Raw genomic sequence first — 13,182 nt, forward strand, 5'->3', positions numbered from 1 at the left:
AACGGCGCGCCCGAAACCTGAACAAAACATCGGTTCGCGAAACCGAAGGTCTTATGAGGACGAGCGCGCGCGGATACCCATCGTGGCCAGAAGCAAAGACCGCTTCACTCAAAGGCCGGATACATTAGCGCAGACTGCAAGTCGCCAGAACGCAACCTTCACCTTGTAAGAAAGGGGCGGGCCATACATGTTTTATGCGTCAGGTATAGATGCGTTCCGCACCGTTCGAGACGTGATCCCGATTAATTGCCTAGTGTGCGGTAACTAGTCAGAAGTTCTGAGTGCCACCTGACCTCTATCCAGCTCCATCGCATTCATTGCATCCATGATGGCGGCCTTTTGCTCTGAGGATATTGCAATGTCGCCTTCCAGAAGCACATCGACGAGGGTTTCCATCGCGAGCCCCCACTCATTATGTTCGTATAGATATGCACGAATGTCCTCGGCATCAGCAGAAGCCACGCGAGACTTGGTCAACTCAAAAGCCGTTTTTGAGAGCTGCTTACATATTTTGGAACTATACGTCATTCGTTGATGTGACCGAGTTCAGGTTCAGTTTTGTGCGTTGATTGAAGTTGTATTGGGCACAATTTTGGACCTGACACCGTTCCCGCACTGTAAATCTGGACCAAGTGTGACTATTTATAGTGGTATAGGTGGGTTCGGGTAATTCAGAGACTGCGAGGGTAATTGGGATTGGGTTTGGTGCGGAAAATCCTGTCGTTTCCGAAGAGACTCGTTTTTGCAATTCAGCACGGATACCGGTGGTACAAAGTTGATATTTCTTGCCAGGAACGGAAGTTTGAAAAGGCTTTGGCGATTCTGCAAAAAATGACGCGGCGTCACCCCGCTAGAGTCAAGTTAAGCCTCAAAAAGGCTCAAGTTCTATATGCTCTCTCCAGGTATCAGGCCTCTCTGACAGAGTTGGATGCCATCGTGCCGGTGCTCGAGACAGGCGGTAAACTCAGCGACGCTGAGAAGCAGTATTGCTTCGCTTATCTCTACTGGCTGGCTTTGTGTATAAAGGTCAAAACCGGCGCTGATCAGAAGAGAATGCTTGCTCAATTGCGCGACGTGAATATCAGAGCTATTGATCTGGCAAAGGTGCCGCGCGTCTGGAGATCCAATTTCCCGCTGCGGCTTCACCCGAATTGGGAGGAGCCTTAATCGACGTCCGATAGCTGGCTGGGATAAGATCCCAAGTTATGCGTCTGGCGTTCCTGCGCTCTGCGTCGATCGGAACCTGACCTACATCATACGACCTCTTCTTCTCTTCGCTACACTAGCGTCGTCAAGCTTCACTGCTCTTTCGTTTGTGGAGAGGCACACCCCATGAAGGCGATGCTGCTGAGAAAGACCGGGCCGGTCGGGGCGGAGGACGCCCCGCTGGAATTCGCTGAAGTTCCCACTCCCGAGCCAGGGCGGGGAGAGATCCGGGTGCGCGTCGCCGCCTGCGGGGTTTGCCATACGGAGCTGGACGAGATCGAGGGGCGGACGCCGCCGCCCAACCTGCCGGTGATCCCGGGGCACGAGGTGATCGGGCGGGTCGATAAGCTCGGGGCGGGGGCCGGGCGTTTCAAGGTCGGGGAGCGGGTCGGGGTCGGCTGGATTCATTCCTCCTCTGGGGCGGTGGACGAGAACATCGATCCCGCTTTCGAAGCCACCGGGCGGGATGTGAACGGTGGCTATGCGGAATTCATGACCGTGGGCGAGACCTACGCCGCGCCGATTCCCGAGGTCTTCGGGGACGCGGAGGCGGCGCCGCTGCTCTGCGCGGGGGCGGTCGGCTACCGCTCGCTCAAGCTCGCCGAGCTGCAGGACGGGCAGCGCCTGGGCTTCACGGGCTTTGGCGGCTCCGCGCATCTGGTGCTGCAGCTCGCGCGGCATCTCACTCCCAATTCCGAGTTTTTCGTTTTTGCGCGTGACCGAAGCGCCCGGGACTTCGCGCTGGAACTGGGTGCGGTCTGGGCGGGGGATACGCACGAGCGCGCGCCGGAAGACTTGCACGCGATCATTGACACCACCCCGGCCTGGAAACCGGTGGTCGAGGCCCTGGCCAACCTGCGGCCCGGCGGGCGGCTGGTGATCAATGCGATCCGGAAGGAAGAGGGGGACAAGGATTATCTCCAGAGCCTCAGCTACGAGCGGCACCTCTGGCTGGAAAAGGAGATCAAGTCCGTGGCCAACGTGACCCACCTGGATATCTCGGAGTTCCTCGCCCTGGCCGCCGAGATCCCGATCCGTCCGGAGGTCGAAACCTACACGCTCGCCGACGCCAACCGGGCGCTGATCGATCTGAAACACAAACCGGTGCGCGGCGCGAAGGTGCTGGTGATGTGACGGGAATGAGGTCCGGATCCTGGTCCCGGGTATGCTTGTTGAACAACGCCCGAAAGACTTTTCGATCCCGCTTTTCTATCACCCGAGTTCGAGCCGTCTGATAGACTGCACGGTCCGTGCATAGGGATTCATTACGCTGACTGACACGCAAGCCACAGTAAGACCGGCCCAGAGCGGCGATGCCGAAGCGGTCGCCCGGCTGATCACGCAGCTCGGCTACCCCTGCACGGTAGAGCAGATGCGGACGCGGCTCGCGGCGATGGCGGACGGGGAGCAGTATGCGACCTTCGTTGCTGAGGTTGGTGGGGCCGTGGTTGGCATGGCCGGTGCCTTCGTCGGCCGGATCTATGAAGAAGACGCGCCGGTGGGGCGTATCCTTGCCCTGGCTGTCGACAAGGGATTACGGGGACAGAATATCGGATCCCTGCTGCTGCGCGCGGCCGAGAATTGGGTAAGGTCTCAGGGGGCGGCGATGCTCCTGGTGAATAGCGGGAGCCACAGAGAGGACGCGCACCGTTTTTATAAAACCGCAGGTTATGCGCTCAAGGGGCTCTCCTTCGCTAAGGGCCTGGTGAAAAGGTAGGCAGGTGCCTGTCGCGGCCTGACTGTAAATCGCTGCACGCAAAGGCCTGGTAACGGCCTGCCGGTACCGGAGAGACACTGCGGTTTGAGCTGGGACTGCACAGAACTTGGGCTTCACTTAACTCAATTTAATTCTTCTTTCAGACCTGCTGCTTAGCTTTCCACGCGCGAGTGGGTTTCAGACGAACGCGTGCATGCAGGAGGCCCGAGGGGCGCTCAGTCGCCTTCCGGCGGGTGCCGGCCCGGGGAGACCGGCCACCGCCTTTCGGGGAAAGATCCAGAGCAGATCCGGTTTAGATGGAATCGCCTTCGGCGATCCGTCGTACCGGTGAATCTGCTCTAACACTATGATGTAGAGCGGGTTCACATGTTTTAGCGAAAACACAGAGTGTTTCCGTTAAAACATGACGCGCTCTAGGGGATAAACGTGATCAACGACATGAAAATCAAAACGCGGCTGATACTTGGTTTCAGCTCGGTCATCCTGCTCATGATCGGCCTGACCGTGATCGCGATCACGCAGGTCAACCAGATTAACCGCGCCCTGCATGAGATCAACGAAGTCAACTCGGTCAAGCAGCGCTATGCGATCAACTTCCGGGGCTCGGTTCACGACCGGGCGATCCTGGTGCGCGACGTGACCCTGCTGCCGGATCCGGCGGAACTGCCGGCCGTGCTGGGGGAAATCGATCAACTGGCTGCCGACTACGCGACCGCCGCGCAGAACATGGATGCGCTTTTCGAGGCGCAGATGGAGATGGGCGACGAGGAGCGCAGGATCCTGGAGTCGATCAAGGAGATCGAGGCGACGACCCTGCCGCTGTTCGCGCAGATTATTTCCCTGCAGCAGGCCGGCCAGGGTGAAGAGGCCCGGCGCATCCTGATGGAGCAGGCACGTCCGGCTTCCGTGACCTGGCTGGCGCGGATCAACGAATTTATCGATCTGGAGGAAGCGAAGAACCAGATGGTCGGTGCGGATGTCGATATGATCGCCTCACGCTTTGCCATTCTGATGCTGCTGCTGGCCGCTGCGGCAACCGTGATCAGCCTCGGCTTTGTCTGGTGGGCGATCCGCTCGATCATGCCGCTGCGCAATCTGACCTGCGACATGCTGAAGCTTGCCGAGGGGGATTTGAGTGTCGAGATTCCGCCGGTGAGGTCCCGGGACGAGGTGGGCGAGATCACCAAGGCGGTTCTGGTGTTCCGCGACAACGCGCTGGAGTTCAAGCGTCTGGAGGAAGAACAGAAGGCCAGGGAAGCGCGGCAGGCGAGCGAGCGCAGGGAAGAGATGACGCGTATGGCCGATGAGTTCGATCAGCGCGTCGGCTCGGTGGTTTCCGCCGTCGAGCGCGCGGCCGTCGACATGCAGGGGCTGGCCTCGGGCCTGAGCGAGACCATGGCGCAGACCACCTCGCGCAGCGCCGCGATGGATTCGGTCTCTAAAGAAGCCTCGGGCAGTGTTCAGACGGCGGCCCAGGCGACCGAGGCGCTCTCCGCCTCGATCCGTGAGATCTCCTCGAACGTTGCCGATACAGCCGAGACCGCCAAGGCCTGTGCTCTCTCCGCGGAGACCTCCCAGAGCAAGCTGACCGACCTGCAGAGCGCGGTAGACGAAATCGACGGCGTGATCAAATCGATCAATGACGTGGCGGAACAGACCAACCTCCTGGCTCTGAACGCCACCATCGAGGCGGCGCGCGCAGGCGAAGCGGGTAAGGGTTTCGCGGTGGTGGCGACCGAGGTGAAATCCCTGGCCGGACAGACCCACAAGATGACCGAGGAAATCTCCCAGAAGGTCGCCGACGTGAAATCCAGCGCCGAGGCGACGGCCGGCAGTGTCCTGGACATTCTCGGCCGAATTCAGTCGGTGGACGAGAAGACCGCCAGCGTTTCGACGGCCATCGAGCAGCAGGATGCTTCGACCCAGGAGATCAACGACAACATCCAGGCGGCCTCGAACGGCACCAAGGAAGTCTCGCGCAACATCGACAGCGTGCGCAGCGCCGCCGAGGACTCCTCGGCCTCCGCGGAAACCATGAAGTCCGCCGCGGACGGCCTGTCGGTCCAGGCGGTCAACCTGAAGCAGGCGGTCGACACCTTCCTAAGCGAGGTGCGCGAGGGGTAAGTGGGGCATGGCGCTGGGGTGATGGGCTGTCCGCGGTAATTAAAAGAAGCTCGCGCGGCGGATCTTGAACAGGGTTCCGGTCTCTGGGTCGAAATGCCATCCACGACGCTTGGGGAAGAAGGTGTTGCCGCCGAGCTGGATGCCCGACACTCGAATGGCAGCGTGTTTAGCCTCAGGATAGTATAAGATGAGACCTGGCTGATCGAGTAACAGCGTTGCCTTTCCTTCCAGGAATTGGATGGGCCGGACAAAATGATTAAGAGGCATTTCTTGGGTGCGGTATCCGCGGCCGGCGGAGTGTCCCGTTTGCAAGATAACCTCTTTCCTCTGGCCCAGTTCCAGGCCACGTTCACTTCTTGGTAATTGCGCCAGTCCCGGCTTCAGCCTTTCCTCCGCGATGCTCGTGAATTCACTGGCCGCGTCCAGCACCTCGAAGAGTTCAGGAATCTCCCGCCATTCTTCCTTCGTTACGACATGGGCAAACATCCCTTCAAGACGTCTTTCAGCGTGCTCTTTCTCTAACCAGGGTACAGCGGGGGTGAGATCAGGTGGGTCGCAGTTAATTGATTTTCCTGCTGCAATTTCCGAGACTCTGATACGAGTTGATGGCAGCTCGTAGTATGATTCAGAGACAATTGCTTCGACTACTGAAGGGGCTTTCGCGTCGTCGAAGTAGTAAGCATAGGGATAGGCCGGTGCCTTATGGTGTTGTTCTCTGGCCCGGTGCAATACCCTCATATCCTTATGAGGGACTTTGAAAAGAACCGCTGCGCCGGACGGGAGTTTTTGAGACACCCAGTTGGGACGGTGCACAAACGCCGTATTGGCGTAGGCCAAGGGGTTGGTGGTGTGATAGGTCGCACTCCAGACGGTGGAAACGAGCGTGTAGTCGTTCCCTTCAACACTGAACTTGATGGTCAGCGGGGTGCACCTGGACGTTTGCGGCGATACGATATAAGGGGCCAAAAGCTTCCAGCCGATCGCGAGGACTGGAGTAGCGACCAGTAAATTGATCAAGAGAACCGGAACGCATCCGAGCAGGAGGGTAATGCACTGTCCAATGCGGAGTATCGGGCTTTTAGTCATGAAACGATTTCACGATCAAATGGTTGTTTATCCATTAAGCAAGTTCTCATTATGAGGGTTTTTTGCACATGGTGTCCGCTCTGTAACCAGTCTTTTTTTTTCGAACACGTCCGTTTTTAAATCCCTCGCGAAATCTCCTTCTATTCAGCTGGAGCGATCTTTGGGGGCTTTAAGGACTGAGTTAAGGTCCTTGACGAAGTTTATTCATTTATATAACAAATAAGTTATGGAACAAATTGGTTATACGCCTCAGCCTCAGAACCTGGACGCGGTCTTCGCGGCGCTGGCGGATCCGACACGCAGGGCGATTCTGTCGCGGCTGGCGTCGGGGCAGGCCTCGGTGAACGAACTGGCCGAGCCCTTTGAGATGAGCCAGCCGGCGGTCTCCAAGCATCTGAAGGTGCTGGAGCGGGCGGGACTGGTGGAGCGGGATATCGACAGGCAGCGCCGGCCCGCGCGTCTGAAGGCCGAGCCCATGGCGGCTGCGGTGCGCTGGCTGGAGGAATTCCAGCGCTTCTGGACCTCGAGCTTCGATGAGCTGGATGGCTTGCTCGAAGAACTGAAGGACGCGGAACGGCAAAACCAAAAGTGACACGGCGTGGCTGTTGGGCACCGGTAAAGTAGAGCCCAAAACAAAAACCTAAAAATAAGGAAAACGAGAATGAGTGAGCTGCCGACCTATGTGCTGGAGCGCGTCTTCGATGCGCCGCGCGAGCTGGTGTGGAAGACCTGGACGGAACCGAAGCTTCTGGCGCGCTGGTACGGGCCGAACGTGGAGACCATCGTGCATCGTCTTGACGTGAAGCCAGGCGGGCTCTGGCTCAACGAGATGAAGTGGGGCGGGAACTCCCATTACGAGCGGGTGGAATACACCGAGGTCACGCCGCCGGAGCGGCTGGTCTGGCTGCACTCGACGGCCGATGCGGAGTGGAACCTCAGCCCGAACGCCATGATGCCGGACTGGCCGCGCGTGCTGCTGACCACCGTAACCTTCGAGGAGGAAAACGGCCGGACCACCATGCGCCTGACCTGGGTGCCGCACGAGGCGAGCGCGGCCGAGATCGCCTGCTTCGCCGCTGCCATGGGCGGCATGGGCAAGGGCTGGGGCGGCGGCATGGCGCTGCTGGAAGAGCTGCTGGCGGAACTGCAGGCTTAAGGGCAAGCGCGCTGCGTCGGGTCTGGCATGATTGCCATTACCTGACGCAGCTCTCGCGATGGCGCGGCGATCAGGATGGTCGCCTCTTTTTCAAAAGCACCCGATAAAGGTCAGGTCCAGGAGGATCGCGTTGCCCCGGACGGCCCAGAGGTGAATTGCGCCGAGGAGCAGCAGGGTGAGGGCCGCGCCGGTGAAAGCCGGAAACATACTGCCTGCAATTCGCCGTGTTGTGCCCTGCGTCATCATGCGGCCGCTAACTCTTCCCTGCGAACAATGGGCCGCTCGGAGATCGGCCAGTGCAGCAGGGCGGAAATCAACCCGAGCGCGGCGCTGGCCCACCAGATCAGATCGTAGGAGCCCAGCAAGTCGTAAATGTATCCCGCCAGCCAGGCGCCCAGGAAGCCGCCGAACTGGTGGCCCAGGAACACCAGACCGAAGAGCATCGAGAGATAGCTGGTGCCATAGATCTGCGCCACCAGGCCACTGGTCAGCGGCACGGTACCGAGCCACAGCAGGCCCATGGCCGCGCTGAAGAGGATCACGGTTGTTTCGGAGAGCGGCACCACGAGGAAGGCCATGAAGATGAGGGCGCGGGCGAGGTAGAGCAGGCTCAGCAGGTTCTTCTTGGAATAGCGCTCGCCCAGGTGTCCGCAGCCGTAACTGCCGATCATGTTGAAGATCCCGACGATGGTCAGGCCGGTCACCGCCAGCCAGGGCGCGAAACCGAAGTCCGCCAGATAGGCGGGCAGATGAATCGCGACGAAGGCGAGATGAAAACCGCAGACGAAGAAGCCTGTGTTCAGCAGCCAGAAACTCCGATCTCCACAGGCTTCGGCCAGGGCGCCGCGCAGGCTCTGACGCGGCCCCTCTTCAGACATTGCCTGGGGCGACCCGGCGATGCCCATTGAAAGCGGCAGCATCAGCAGGCAGGTTGCGGCGATGACCATAAGACCGGTCTGCCAGCCGACCAGATCGAGAATCAAATGACTGTAGGGCAGGGCGGCGAACTGGCCGATCGAGCCGCCCATGGCCGCGAGACCGAGCGCCCGGCTGCGGCGCTCCGGCGGTGCCGCCCGGCCGACCGTGCCCAGGATCACGGAAAAGCCCACACCGCTCAGGCCCGCCCCGATCAGCAGGCCACCCATCAGCAGCTGGCCGCCCTGACCGCTCAGGGTCAGAGCGGCCAGGCCTCCGGCGTAGCAAAGGCCGCCCAGGGCTGCGACCCGGCCCGCGCCGTAACGATCGGCGATCGCGCCCGCAAAGGGCGAAAGTGCGCCCCAAACCAGGTTCATCAGGCCCATGCCGAGCGCGAAGCTGCCGCGTCCCAGGCCCAGATCGAGCGAGATCGGAGTGAGAAACAACCCCAGGCTCTGCCGGAACCCCAGGGACAGCGCCATGATGGCGCCGGCGCAAAAGACGAGAATCCAGAGAGGGCGCGTCATGGGGAAAACTCCAGTGATGATTTTGGCTCGCGGTGCCGGGGCCCATGGTTTGGGGGCTCATGGTTTCGGGGCTCATGGTTTCGGGGCTCATGGTTTTGGGGCGCGAGCCGTGATTGACCGGAGTCTAGGAAGGTTCTATAAATCAAGAAAGAATATTAATGTGAAATATTAATCAGAAAAAATGATGAAATAATCATGCGCCCCGATCTGAACATCGACCTGCTGCGCTCCTTCAACGCCGTGGCCGAGACGCGGCACTTCACCCGCGCCGCCGAGCAACTGAACTGCGCGCAGTCGGCGGTCAGCATGCAGGTCAAACGGCTGGAGGCGATTGTCGGTGTGCAGCTCTTCGAGCGCTCCAAGCGCATCGTGAAGCTGACCGAAGAAGGCGAGATCTTTCGCCGCTACGCCAACCGCATGCTCTGTCTGAACGATCTGACACTGGCGGCCTTCGGGCGCAACGCCCTGCAGGGCCGGGTCCGTTTCAGTGCGACCGACACCTCCATGTGCTTCCTGCCGGCGATCCTTTCCCGCTTCGCCCAGAGCTGTCCCCTGGTGGAGTTGGAGATCCGTTGCGAGCGCAGTTGGGAGGCGCTGGACTCCCTGCAGGCCGGTGAAACCGATCTCGCGCTCGTGACCCAGCCCTGCGGACGCAAGGGCGGCCAGCTGGTCAAGCGCGAAGCCCTGGTCTGGGCGGTCGCGCAGGGGGCGTCGGTCGAAGAGCTGGACCCTCTGCCGTTGGCGATCTTCGGTCCTGGCTGCATCTATCGTAAAGCGGCTTTGGCTGCGCTCGACGACTGCGGCCGGCGCTGGCGCCATGCCTATAACAGCGAGAGCCGGGACGGCCTCAACGTGGCTGTTGCCGCCGGTCTGGCGGTCACCGTCGTCCCGGTCAGCGCCCTGACTCCGAACCTGCGTGTGCTCAGCCCGGACGAGGGTTTCCCGCCGCTGCCGGAGATCGAAATCCTGCTTTTCGAAGCCAGCAGCGAAGCCGCCCTGCCGGTCGCAACCTTTGCCCGCACCATCGAGCAAACGCTGGCGGATAATCCCGCCCGATGAGGGAGAGGCGCTAAAGCAGGTTCGCTTTTTTCAGGTTCCGCGCCCTGGCCCTGACGGAGGCAGTGGGGTCCTCCCCGGCCTTCGTGAGCAGGGTTGCCGCTGTTTCCTTGAGGCCTGTATCCCGGTGCGCCAGACGGCAGAGGGCGTCGAGTGTCCAGGCGCGCAGGAAAGGACGCTTCGCTTTGTGCCAGGGCGTGATGATGTCTGCCAACCGCCGGGCGTTCAGGTCTTCGCTTCCGATGAACTGGACGCTCTGGGCGATGTGCAGTTGGGCCTCCCAGGCGGTTTGCGCGGTGGCGGTCTCAATGAAAGCCTCGCAGTGCGCGGCGGTCATTTCGGCGCCCAGCTTCAGCAGTTTGCGCAGCGCCCAGGTGGCGGCGATTTGCAGGCGGGTGTCTTCACTAGCCGCGAGTTCGAAGAGGCGCGCGAAGCCGGTGAAGTCCGGGCCAACCGCCTTGCAGGCGGCCTCCAGTGAGCCGGTGGTCTTGCCGTCGAATTCCAGGACCCGTTCGACGACTGCGTTTTCGAGGGCGCCGACTCTGGACTGACGCGACATCTTTACGCCGGCAGGCTGATGCCGTCGGAGCCGGAGCCGCAGGCGATGGTGGCGATCAGGGCGTCGTCGGGCAGGTCGACTTTGCTGGCCGCGAGCTTGCCCGCCTGAATGGCGGCGAGGGAAGCGGCGCCGGAGAGTTCCGCGCCCACACCCATCTCAAACCAGAGCCATTGCGCCGCTGAGCGCATTTCCTCGTCGGTGACCAGGACGATGTCGTCGACATGCTTACGGATGATGTCGAAGTTCGGCTGGGCGCTGCGGCGCGGGGCGAGTGTGCCGGCCTTTGTGCTGATCTCGGAGAGGGTGATTAATTCGTCGGCCTTGACGCTCTCATAGAGGGTCGGCGCGCCGACGGCCTCCACGCCGATGATCTTGATCTCCGGCTTGATGGCTTTGGCCGCCGTGGCGATGCCGGAGATCAGCCCGCCACCACCGATGGCGACGACGATGGCATCCAGATCGGGAGACTGTTTCAGCATCTCGACCGCCATGGTGCCCTGTCCGGCGATGACCGCCGGATTGGCGAAGGCATGTATGTAGGTCAGGCCGTCGCGCTCCGCCCGCGCCAGGGCCGCTTCATTGGCGTCGTCGTAGACCGCGCCCTCGATCACCACTTCCGCGCCCCAGGCCCGCAGCTTTTCCGCCTTGGCTTCAGGAGTTGAGCTGGGCAGGTAGATGACCGCCTGCGCGCCCAGGGACCAGCCCGCGTAGGCCACGCCCAATCCGTGGTTGCCACCGGATGCCGTGATGATGCCGCGCTTCAAGTCCGCCGCGCTGAGCTGCAGGGCCGCGTTCATGGCGCCGCGCGGCTTGAAGGAGCCGGTGACCTGCAGGCATTCCAGCTTGACCATCATGGGATTGGGGGCCGGTTCCTCGCGGATGAAGCGGGTCCTGAGCAGCGGCGTGCGGCGCACCCGGTCCTTGATGCGGGCAAAAGCGCCCTGGATGTCGTCGAGGGTAACGGGCGTAGTGGTCATGCGGTCGGGTCCTTGCTGAAGCATTAAGGCGGTCACTTGGCGTGATGATTCGGGGCGAAGAATCGCAAATGGAAAGATGATCGAAATTCCCCGCGCCGTAAACGCCGCAGGTGACCGGCGGCGGTTCTGCCCTGACGTGATACGGGAGAGAAAACCCTAAACTTTTTGGCAAATCACTAAACCAAATCCTGCCAGGAGTTGAATAGCGGGTTGCGCTAAACACCGAAATTTTGGCGCAATACAACCGAATTTTGCCCTGATTTCGAGGGATTTTAGGTGATTTTCGCAATTGATGCTGCGGTGCGGATCGAACGTGTTTGACAAAAGTTTAGTAATAAGTTTAGTGTTTTTCCTGCCGACGCACAGAATGCGGCAAGAAGGGGCCGTCGGTCTGCGACGTCAGAGTCATCGCAGGTTCAGGAATATCGCCCCCGGACAATATCAACGAGAGACCGGTCCGGGCTTTGCTCGGAAGCAGAGAAACGGCGGTCTCCAAGGGAGGAAAGCATGCGGAGATTTGGAGCCTGTTTGGCCGCGGCTGCGCTGAGCGTGACGGCTGTGACGGCAATGAGCACCCAGGAGGTTCAGGCGCAGGACAAGGAACTGACCCTCTGCTGGGCGGCCTGGGATCCGGCCAATGCCCTGGCCCAGCTGGGGAAAGACTTTACCGCCGAGACCGGGATCGAGATGAACTACGAGTTCGTGCCCTGGACCAACTTTGCGGACCGTTTCATCAATGAACTGAATTCCGGCGGCAAGCTCTGTGACCTGCTGATCGGCGACAGCCAGTGGATCGGCGGTTCGGCGACCTACGGCCACTATGTCAAGCTGAACGACTTCTTCGAAAAAGAAGGCATCTCCATGGACGACTTCGCCCCGGCGACCGTTCATGCCTATTCGACCTGGCCGAAGGGGACGCCGAACTACTGGGCGCTGCCGGCCATGGGCGATGCTCTGGGGTGGGTTTACCGCAAGGACTGGTTCGCCCGTCCGGAACTGCGCGAGGAATTCAAGGCGAAGTACGGCCACGAGCTGGAGGTGCCCAAGAACTGGGATGAAGTAAAGCACATCGGCGAGTTCTTCCAGGGCCGGGAAATCGACGGCAAAACAGTTTACGGCCTGGGGATCTATACGGAGCGCGGCTCCGAGGGCATCACCATGGGCGTGACCTCGGCCATGTATTCCTGGGGCTTCGAATACCAGAATCCGGACAAGCCTTACGACATGCCGGGCTATGTGAACTCGCCGGAGGCGGTCGAGGCGCTGGAGTTCTATAAATCCCTTTACGACTGCTGCACACCGCCGGGCCACTCGGATGCCTATATGGTCGCCAATCTGGACGCCTATAAGTCCGGCCAGGTCGCCATGCAGATGAACTGGTTCGCCTTCTTCCCCGGCATCGCCAAGGATGAAGACGTGGGCGGCGACAAGTCGGGTTTCTTTGTCAATCCGGCTCAGAAGGTCGCGGCCTCCACGCTCGGCGGACAGGGCATTTCGGTGGTGGCCTATTCCGATAAGAAGGACATGGCGCTGGAATACATCAAGTGGTTCGCCAAGTCCGATGTGCAGAAGAAGTGGTGGTCCCTGGGCGGCTACTCCTGTCACGTGGATGTGCTCAACGATCCGAACTTCCCCAACACCGCGCCCTTTGCCGCGGACTTCCTGAAGGCCATGGACGGGGTGAAGGACTTCTGGCAGGAGCCGACCTATGCCGAGCTGCTGCAATCCATGCAGAAGCGGGTCCATGATTATGTGGTTGCCGGGAACGGCACCGCGCAGGAGGCGCTCGACAAGCTGGTCGTCGACTGGACCGAAGTCTTCGAGGACGACGGCAAGCTATAGTCCTTCGTTTCATTGTT

Annotated in this window: 14 protein-coding genes; 8 read left to right on the forward strand and 6 right to left on the reverse strand. The window is 60.6% G+C overall.

Annotation, left to right across the window (positions count from 1 at the left end):
- Positions 1–264: 264 nt before the first annotated feature.
- A complete protein-coding gene (locus FKG95_RS22305) occupies positions 265–528 on the reverse strand; it encodes a MafI family immunity protein (RefSeq protein ID WP_142898649.1) in 264 nt (87 codons plus the stop codon).
- A gap of 177 nt (positions 529–705) precedes the next feature.
- On the opposite strand from FKG95_RS22305, the gene FKG95_RS22310 reads away from it, so the two are divergent.
- The 4 genes from FKG95_RS22310 (at position 706) to FKG95_RS22325 (ending at position 5,047) form a co-directional block, all read left to right on the forward strand.
- A complete protein-coding gene (locus FKG95_RS22310; protein WP_142898650.1) occupies positions 706–1,167 on the forward strand; it encodes a tetratricopeptide repeat protein in 462 nt (153 codons plus the stop codon).
- A gap of 174 nt (positions 1,168–1,341) precedes the next feature.
- The gene (locus tag FKG95_RS22315; protein WP_218940326.1) at positions 1,342–2,340 is read left to right on the forward strand and encodes a zinc-dependent alcohol dehydrogenase family protein; all 999 of its coding nucleotides are present in this window, start codon (positions 1,342–1,344) and stop codon (positions 2,338–2,340) included.
- Between the two features lie 238 nt (positions 2,341–2,578).
- A complete protein-coding gene (locus FKG95_RS22320; protein WP_142898652.1) occupies positions 2,579–2,923 on the forward strand; it encodes a GNAT family N-acetyltransferase in 345 nt (114 codons plus the stop codon).
- Positions 2,924–3,361: 438 nt separating this feature from the next.
- Positions 3,362–5,047, forward strand: a complete 1,686-nt coding sequence (locus FKG95_RS22325; protein WP_142898653.1) for a methyl-accepting chemotaxis protein — start codon at positions 3,362–3,364, stop codon at positions 5,045–5,047.
- A 39-nt stretch (positions 5,048–5,086) separates the two neighbouring features.
- Here the strand turns inward: FKG95_RS22325 and FKG95_RS22330 are convergent, their stop codons facing one another.
- The gene (locus FKG95_RS22330) at positions 5,087–6,133 is read right to left on the reverse strand and encodes a hypothetical protein (RefSeq protein WP_142898654.1); all 1,047 of its coding nucleotides are present in this window, start codon (positions 6,131–6,133) and stop codon (positions 5,087–5,089) included.
- 226 nt (positions 6,134–6,359) lie between these two features.
- On the opposite strand from FKG95_RS22330, the gene FKG95_RS22335 reads away from it, so the two are divergent.
- Positions 6,360–6,725: an ArsR/SmtB family transcription factor gene (locus FKG95_RS22335; protein ID WP_142898655.1), complete on the forward strand. Its 366-nt coding sequence runs from the start codon at positions 6,360–6,362 to the stop codon at positions 6,723–6,725.
- Between the two features lie 69 nt (positions 6,726–6,794).
- Positions 6,795–7,289 (forward strand): SRPBCC family protein, encoded by a 495-nt coding sequence (locus FKG95_RS22340; protein WP_142898656.1) that lies wholly within the window; start codon positions 6,795–6,797, stop codon positions 7,287–7,289.
- Positions 7,290–7,379: 90 nt separating this feature from the next.
- On the opposite strand, the gene FKG95_RS29755 is transcribed toward FKG95_RS22340, so the two are convergent.
- Complete coding sequence (locus tag FKG95_RS29755) at positions 7,380–7,535, reverse strand: hypothetical protein (protein ID WP_179954232.1); 156 nt, start codon at positions 7,533–7,535, stop codon at positions 7,380–7,382.
- Positions 7,532–8,731 (reverse strand): MFS transporter, encoded by a 1,200-nt coding sequence (locus tag FKG95_RS22345; protein WP_142898657.1) that lies wholly within the window; start codon positions 8,729–8,731, stop codon positions 7,532–7,534. The genes FKG95_RS29755 and FKG95_RS22345 overlap by 4 nt, the downstream gene beginning before the upstream one ends.
- A 195-nt stretch (positions 8,732–8,926) precedes the next feature.
- Here FKG95_RS22345 and FKG95_RS22350 point away from each other — a divergent pair, with 195 nt between their 5' ends.
- Positions 8,927–9,790 (forward strand): LysR family transcriptional regulator, encoded by an 864-nt coding sequence (locus FKG95_RS22350; RefSeq protein ID WP_142898658.1) that lies wholly within the window; start codon positions 8,927–8,929, stop codon positions 9,788–9,790.
- Between the two features lie 10 nt (positions 9,791–9,800).
- Here FKG95_RS22350 and FKG95_RS22355 read toward each other — a convergent pair whose 3' ends face one another.
- Together FKG95_RS22355 and FKG95_RS22360 are read right to left on the reverse strand one after the other, a co-directional pair.
- Complete coding sequence (locus tag FKG95_RS22355; protein WP_142898659.1) at positions 9,801–10,346, reverse strand: hypothetical protein; 546 nt, start codon at positions 10,344–10,346, stop codon at positions 9,801–9,803.
- Positions 10,347–10,348: 2 nt separating this feature from the next.
- Entirely contained in the window at positions 10,349–11,323 is a 975-nt protein-coding gene (locus FKG95_RS22360) for a threonine ammonia-lyase (protein ID WP_142898660.1), read from the reverse strand.
- Between the two features lie 507 nt (positions 11,324–11,830).
- On the opposite strand from FKG95_RS22360, the gene FKG95_RS22365 reads away from it, so the two are divergent.
- Positions 11,831–13,165, forward strand: a complete 1,335-nt coding sequence (locus FKG95_RS22365; protein ID WP_142898661.1) for an ABC transporter substrate-binding protein — start codon at positions 11,831–11,833, stop codon at positions 13,163–13,165.
- Positions 13,166–13,182: the final 17 nt, after the last annotated feature.

The sequence above is a fragment of the Denitrobaculum tricleocarpae genome (genome assembly GCF_007004665.1).
Classification (GTDB): Bacteria; Pseudomonadota; Alphaproteobacteria; order Kiloniellales; family Kiloniellaceae; genus Denitrobaculum; species Denitrobaculum tricleocarpae.

Bases quoted from the DNA above. Each gene is read 5' to 3' on its own strand.
- FKG95_RS22340 (WP_142898656.1), top strand. From the start codon at position 6,795: ATGAGTGAGCTGCCGACCTATGTGCTGGAGCGCGTCTTCGATGCGCCG.
- FKG95_RS22360 (WP_142898660.1), bottom strand. From the start codon at position 11,323: ATGACCACTACGCCCGTTACCCTCGACGACATCCAGGGCGCTTTTGCC.
- FKG95_RS22320 (WP_142898652.1), top strand. From the start codon at position 2,579: ATGCGGACGCGGCTCGCGGCGATGGCGGACGGGGAGCAGTATGCGACC.
- FKG95_RS22330 (WP_142898654.1), bottom strand. From the start codon at position 6,133: ATGACTAAAAGCCCGATACTCCGCATTGGACAGTGCATTACCCTCCTG.
- FKG95_RS22365 (WP_142898661.1), top strand. From the start codon at position 11,831: ATGCGGAGATTTGGAGCCTGTTTGGCCGCGGCTGCGCTGAGCGTGACG.
- FKG95_RS29755 (WP_179954232.1), bottom strand. From the start codon at position 7,535: ATGATGACGCAGGGCACAACACGGCGAATTGCAGGCAGTATGTTTCCG.
- FKG95_RS22325 (WP_142898653.1), top strand. From the start codon at position 3,362: ATGAAAATCAAAACGCGGCTGATACTTGGTTTCAGCTCGGTCATCCTG.
- FKG95_RS22315 (WP_218940326.1), top strand. From the start codon at position 1,342: ATGCTGCTGAGAAAGACCGGGCCGGTCGGGGCGGAGGACGCCCCGCTG.
- FKG95_RS22355 (WP_142898659.1), bottom strand. From the start codon at position 10,346: ATGTCGCGTCAGTCCAGAGTCGGCGCCCTCGAAAACGCAGTCGTCGAA.
- FKG95_RS22305 (WP_142898649.1), bottom strand. From the start codon at position 528: ATGACGTATAGTTCCAAAATATGTAAGCAGCTCTCAAAAACGGCTTTT.
- FKG95_RS22335 (WP_142898655.1), top strand. From the start codon at position 6,360: ATGGAACAAATTGGTTATACGCCTCAGCCTCAGAACCTGGACGCGGTC.
- FKG95_RS22350 (WP_142898658.1), top strand. From the start codon at position 8,927: ATGCGCCCCGATCTGAACATCGACCTGCTGCGCTCCTTCAACGCCGTG.
- FKG95_RS22345 (WP_142898657.1), bottom strand. From the start codon at position 8,731: ATGACGCGCCCTCTCTGGATTCTCGTCTTTTGCGCCGGCGCCATCATG.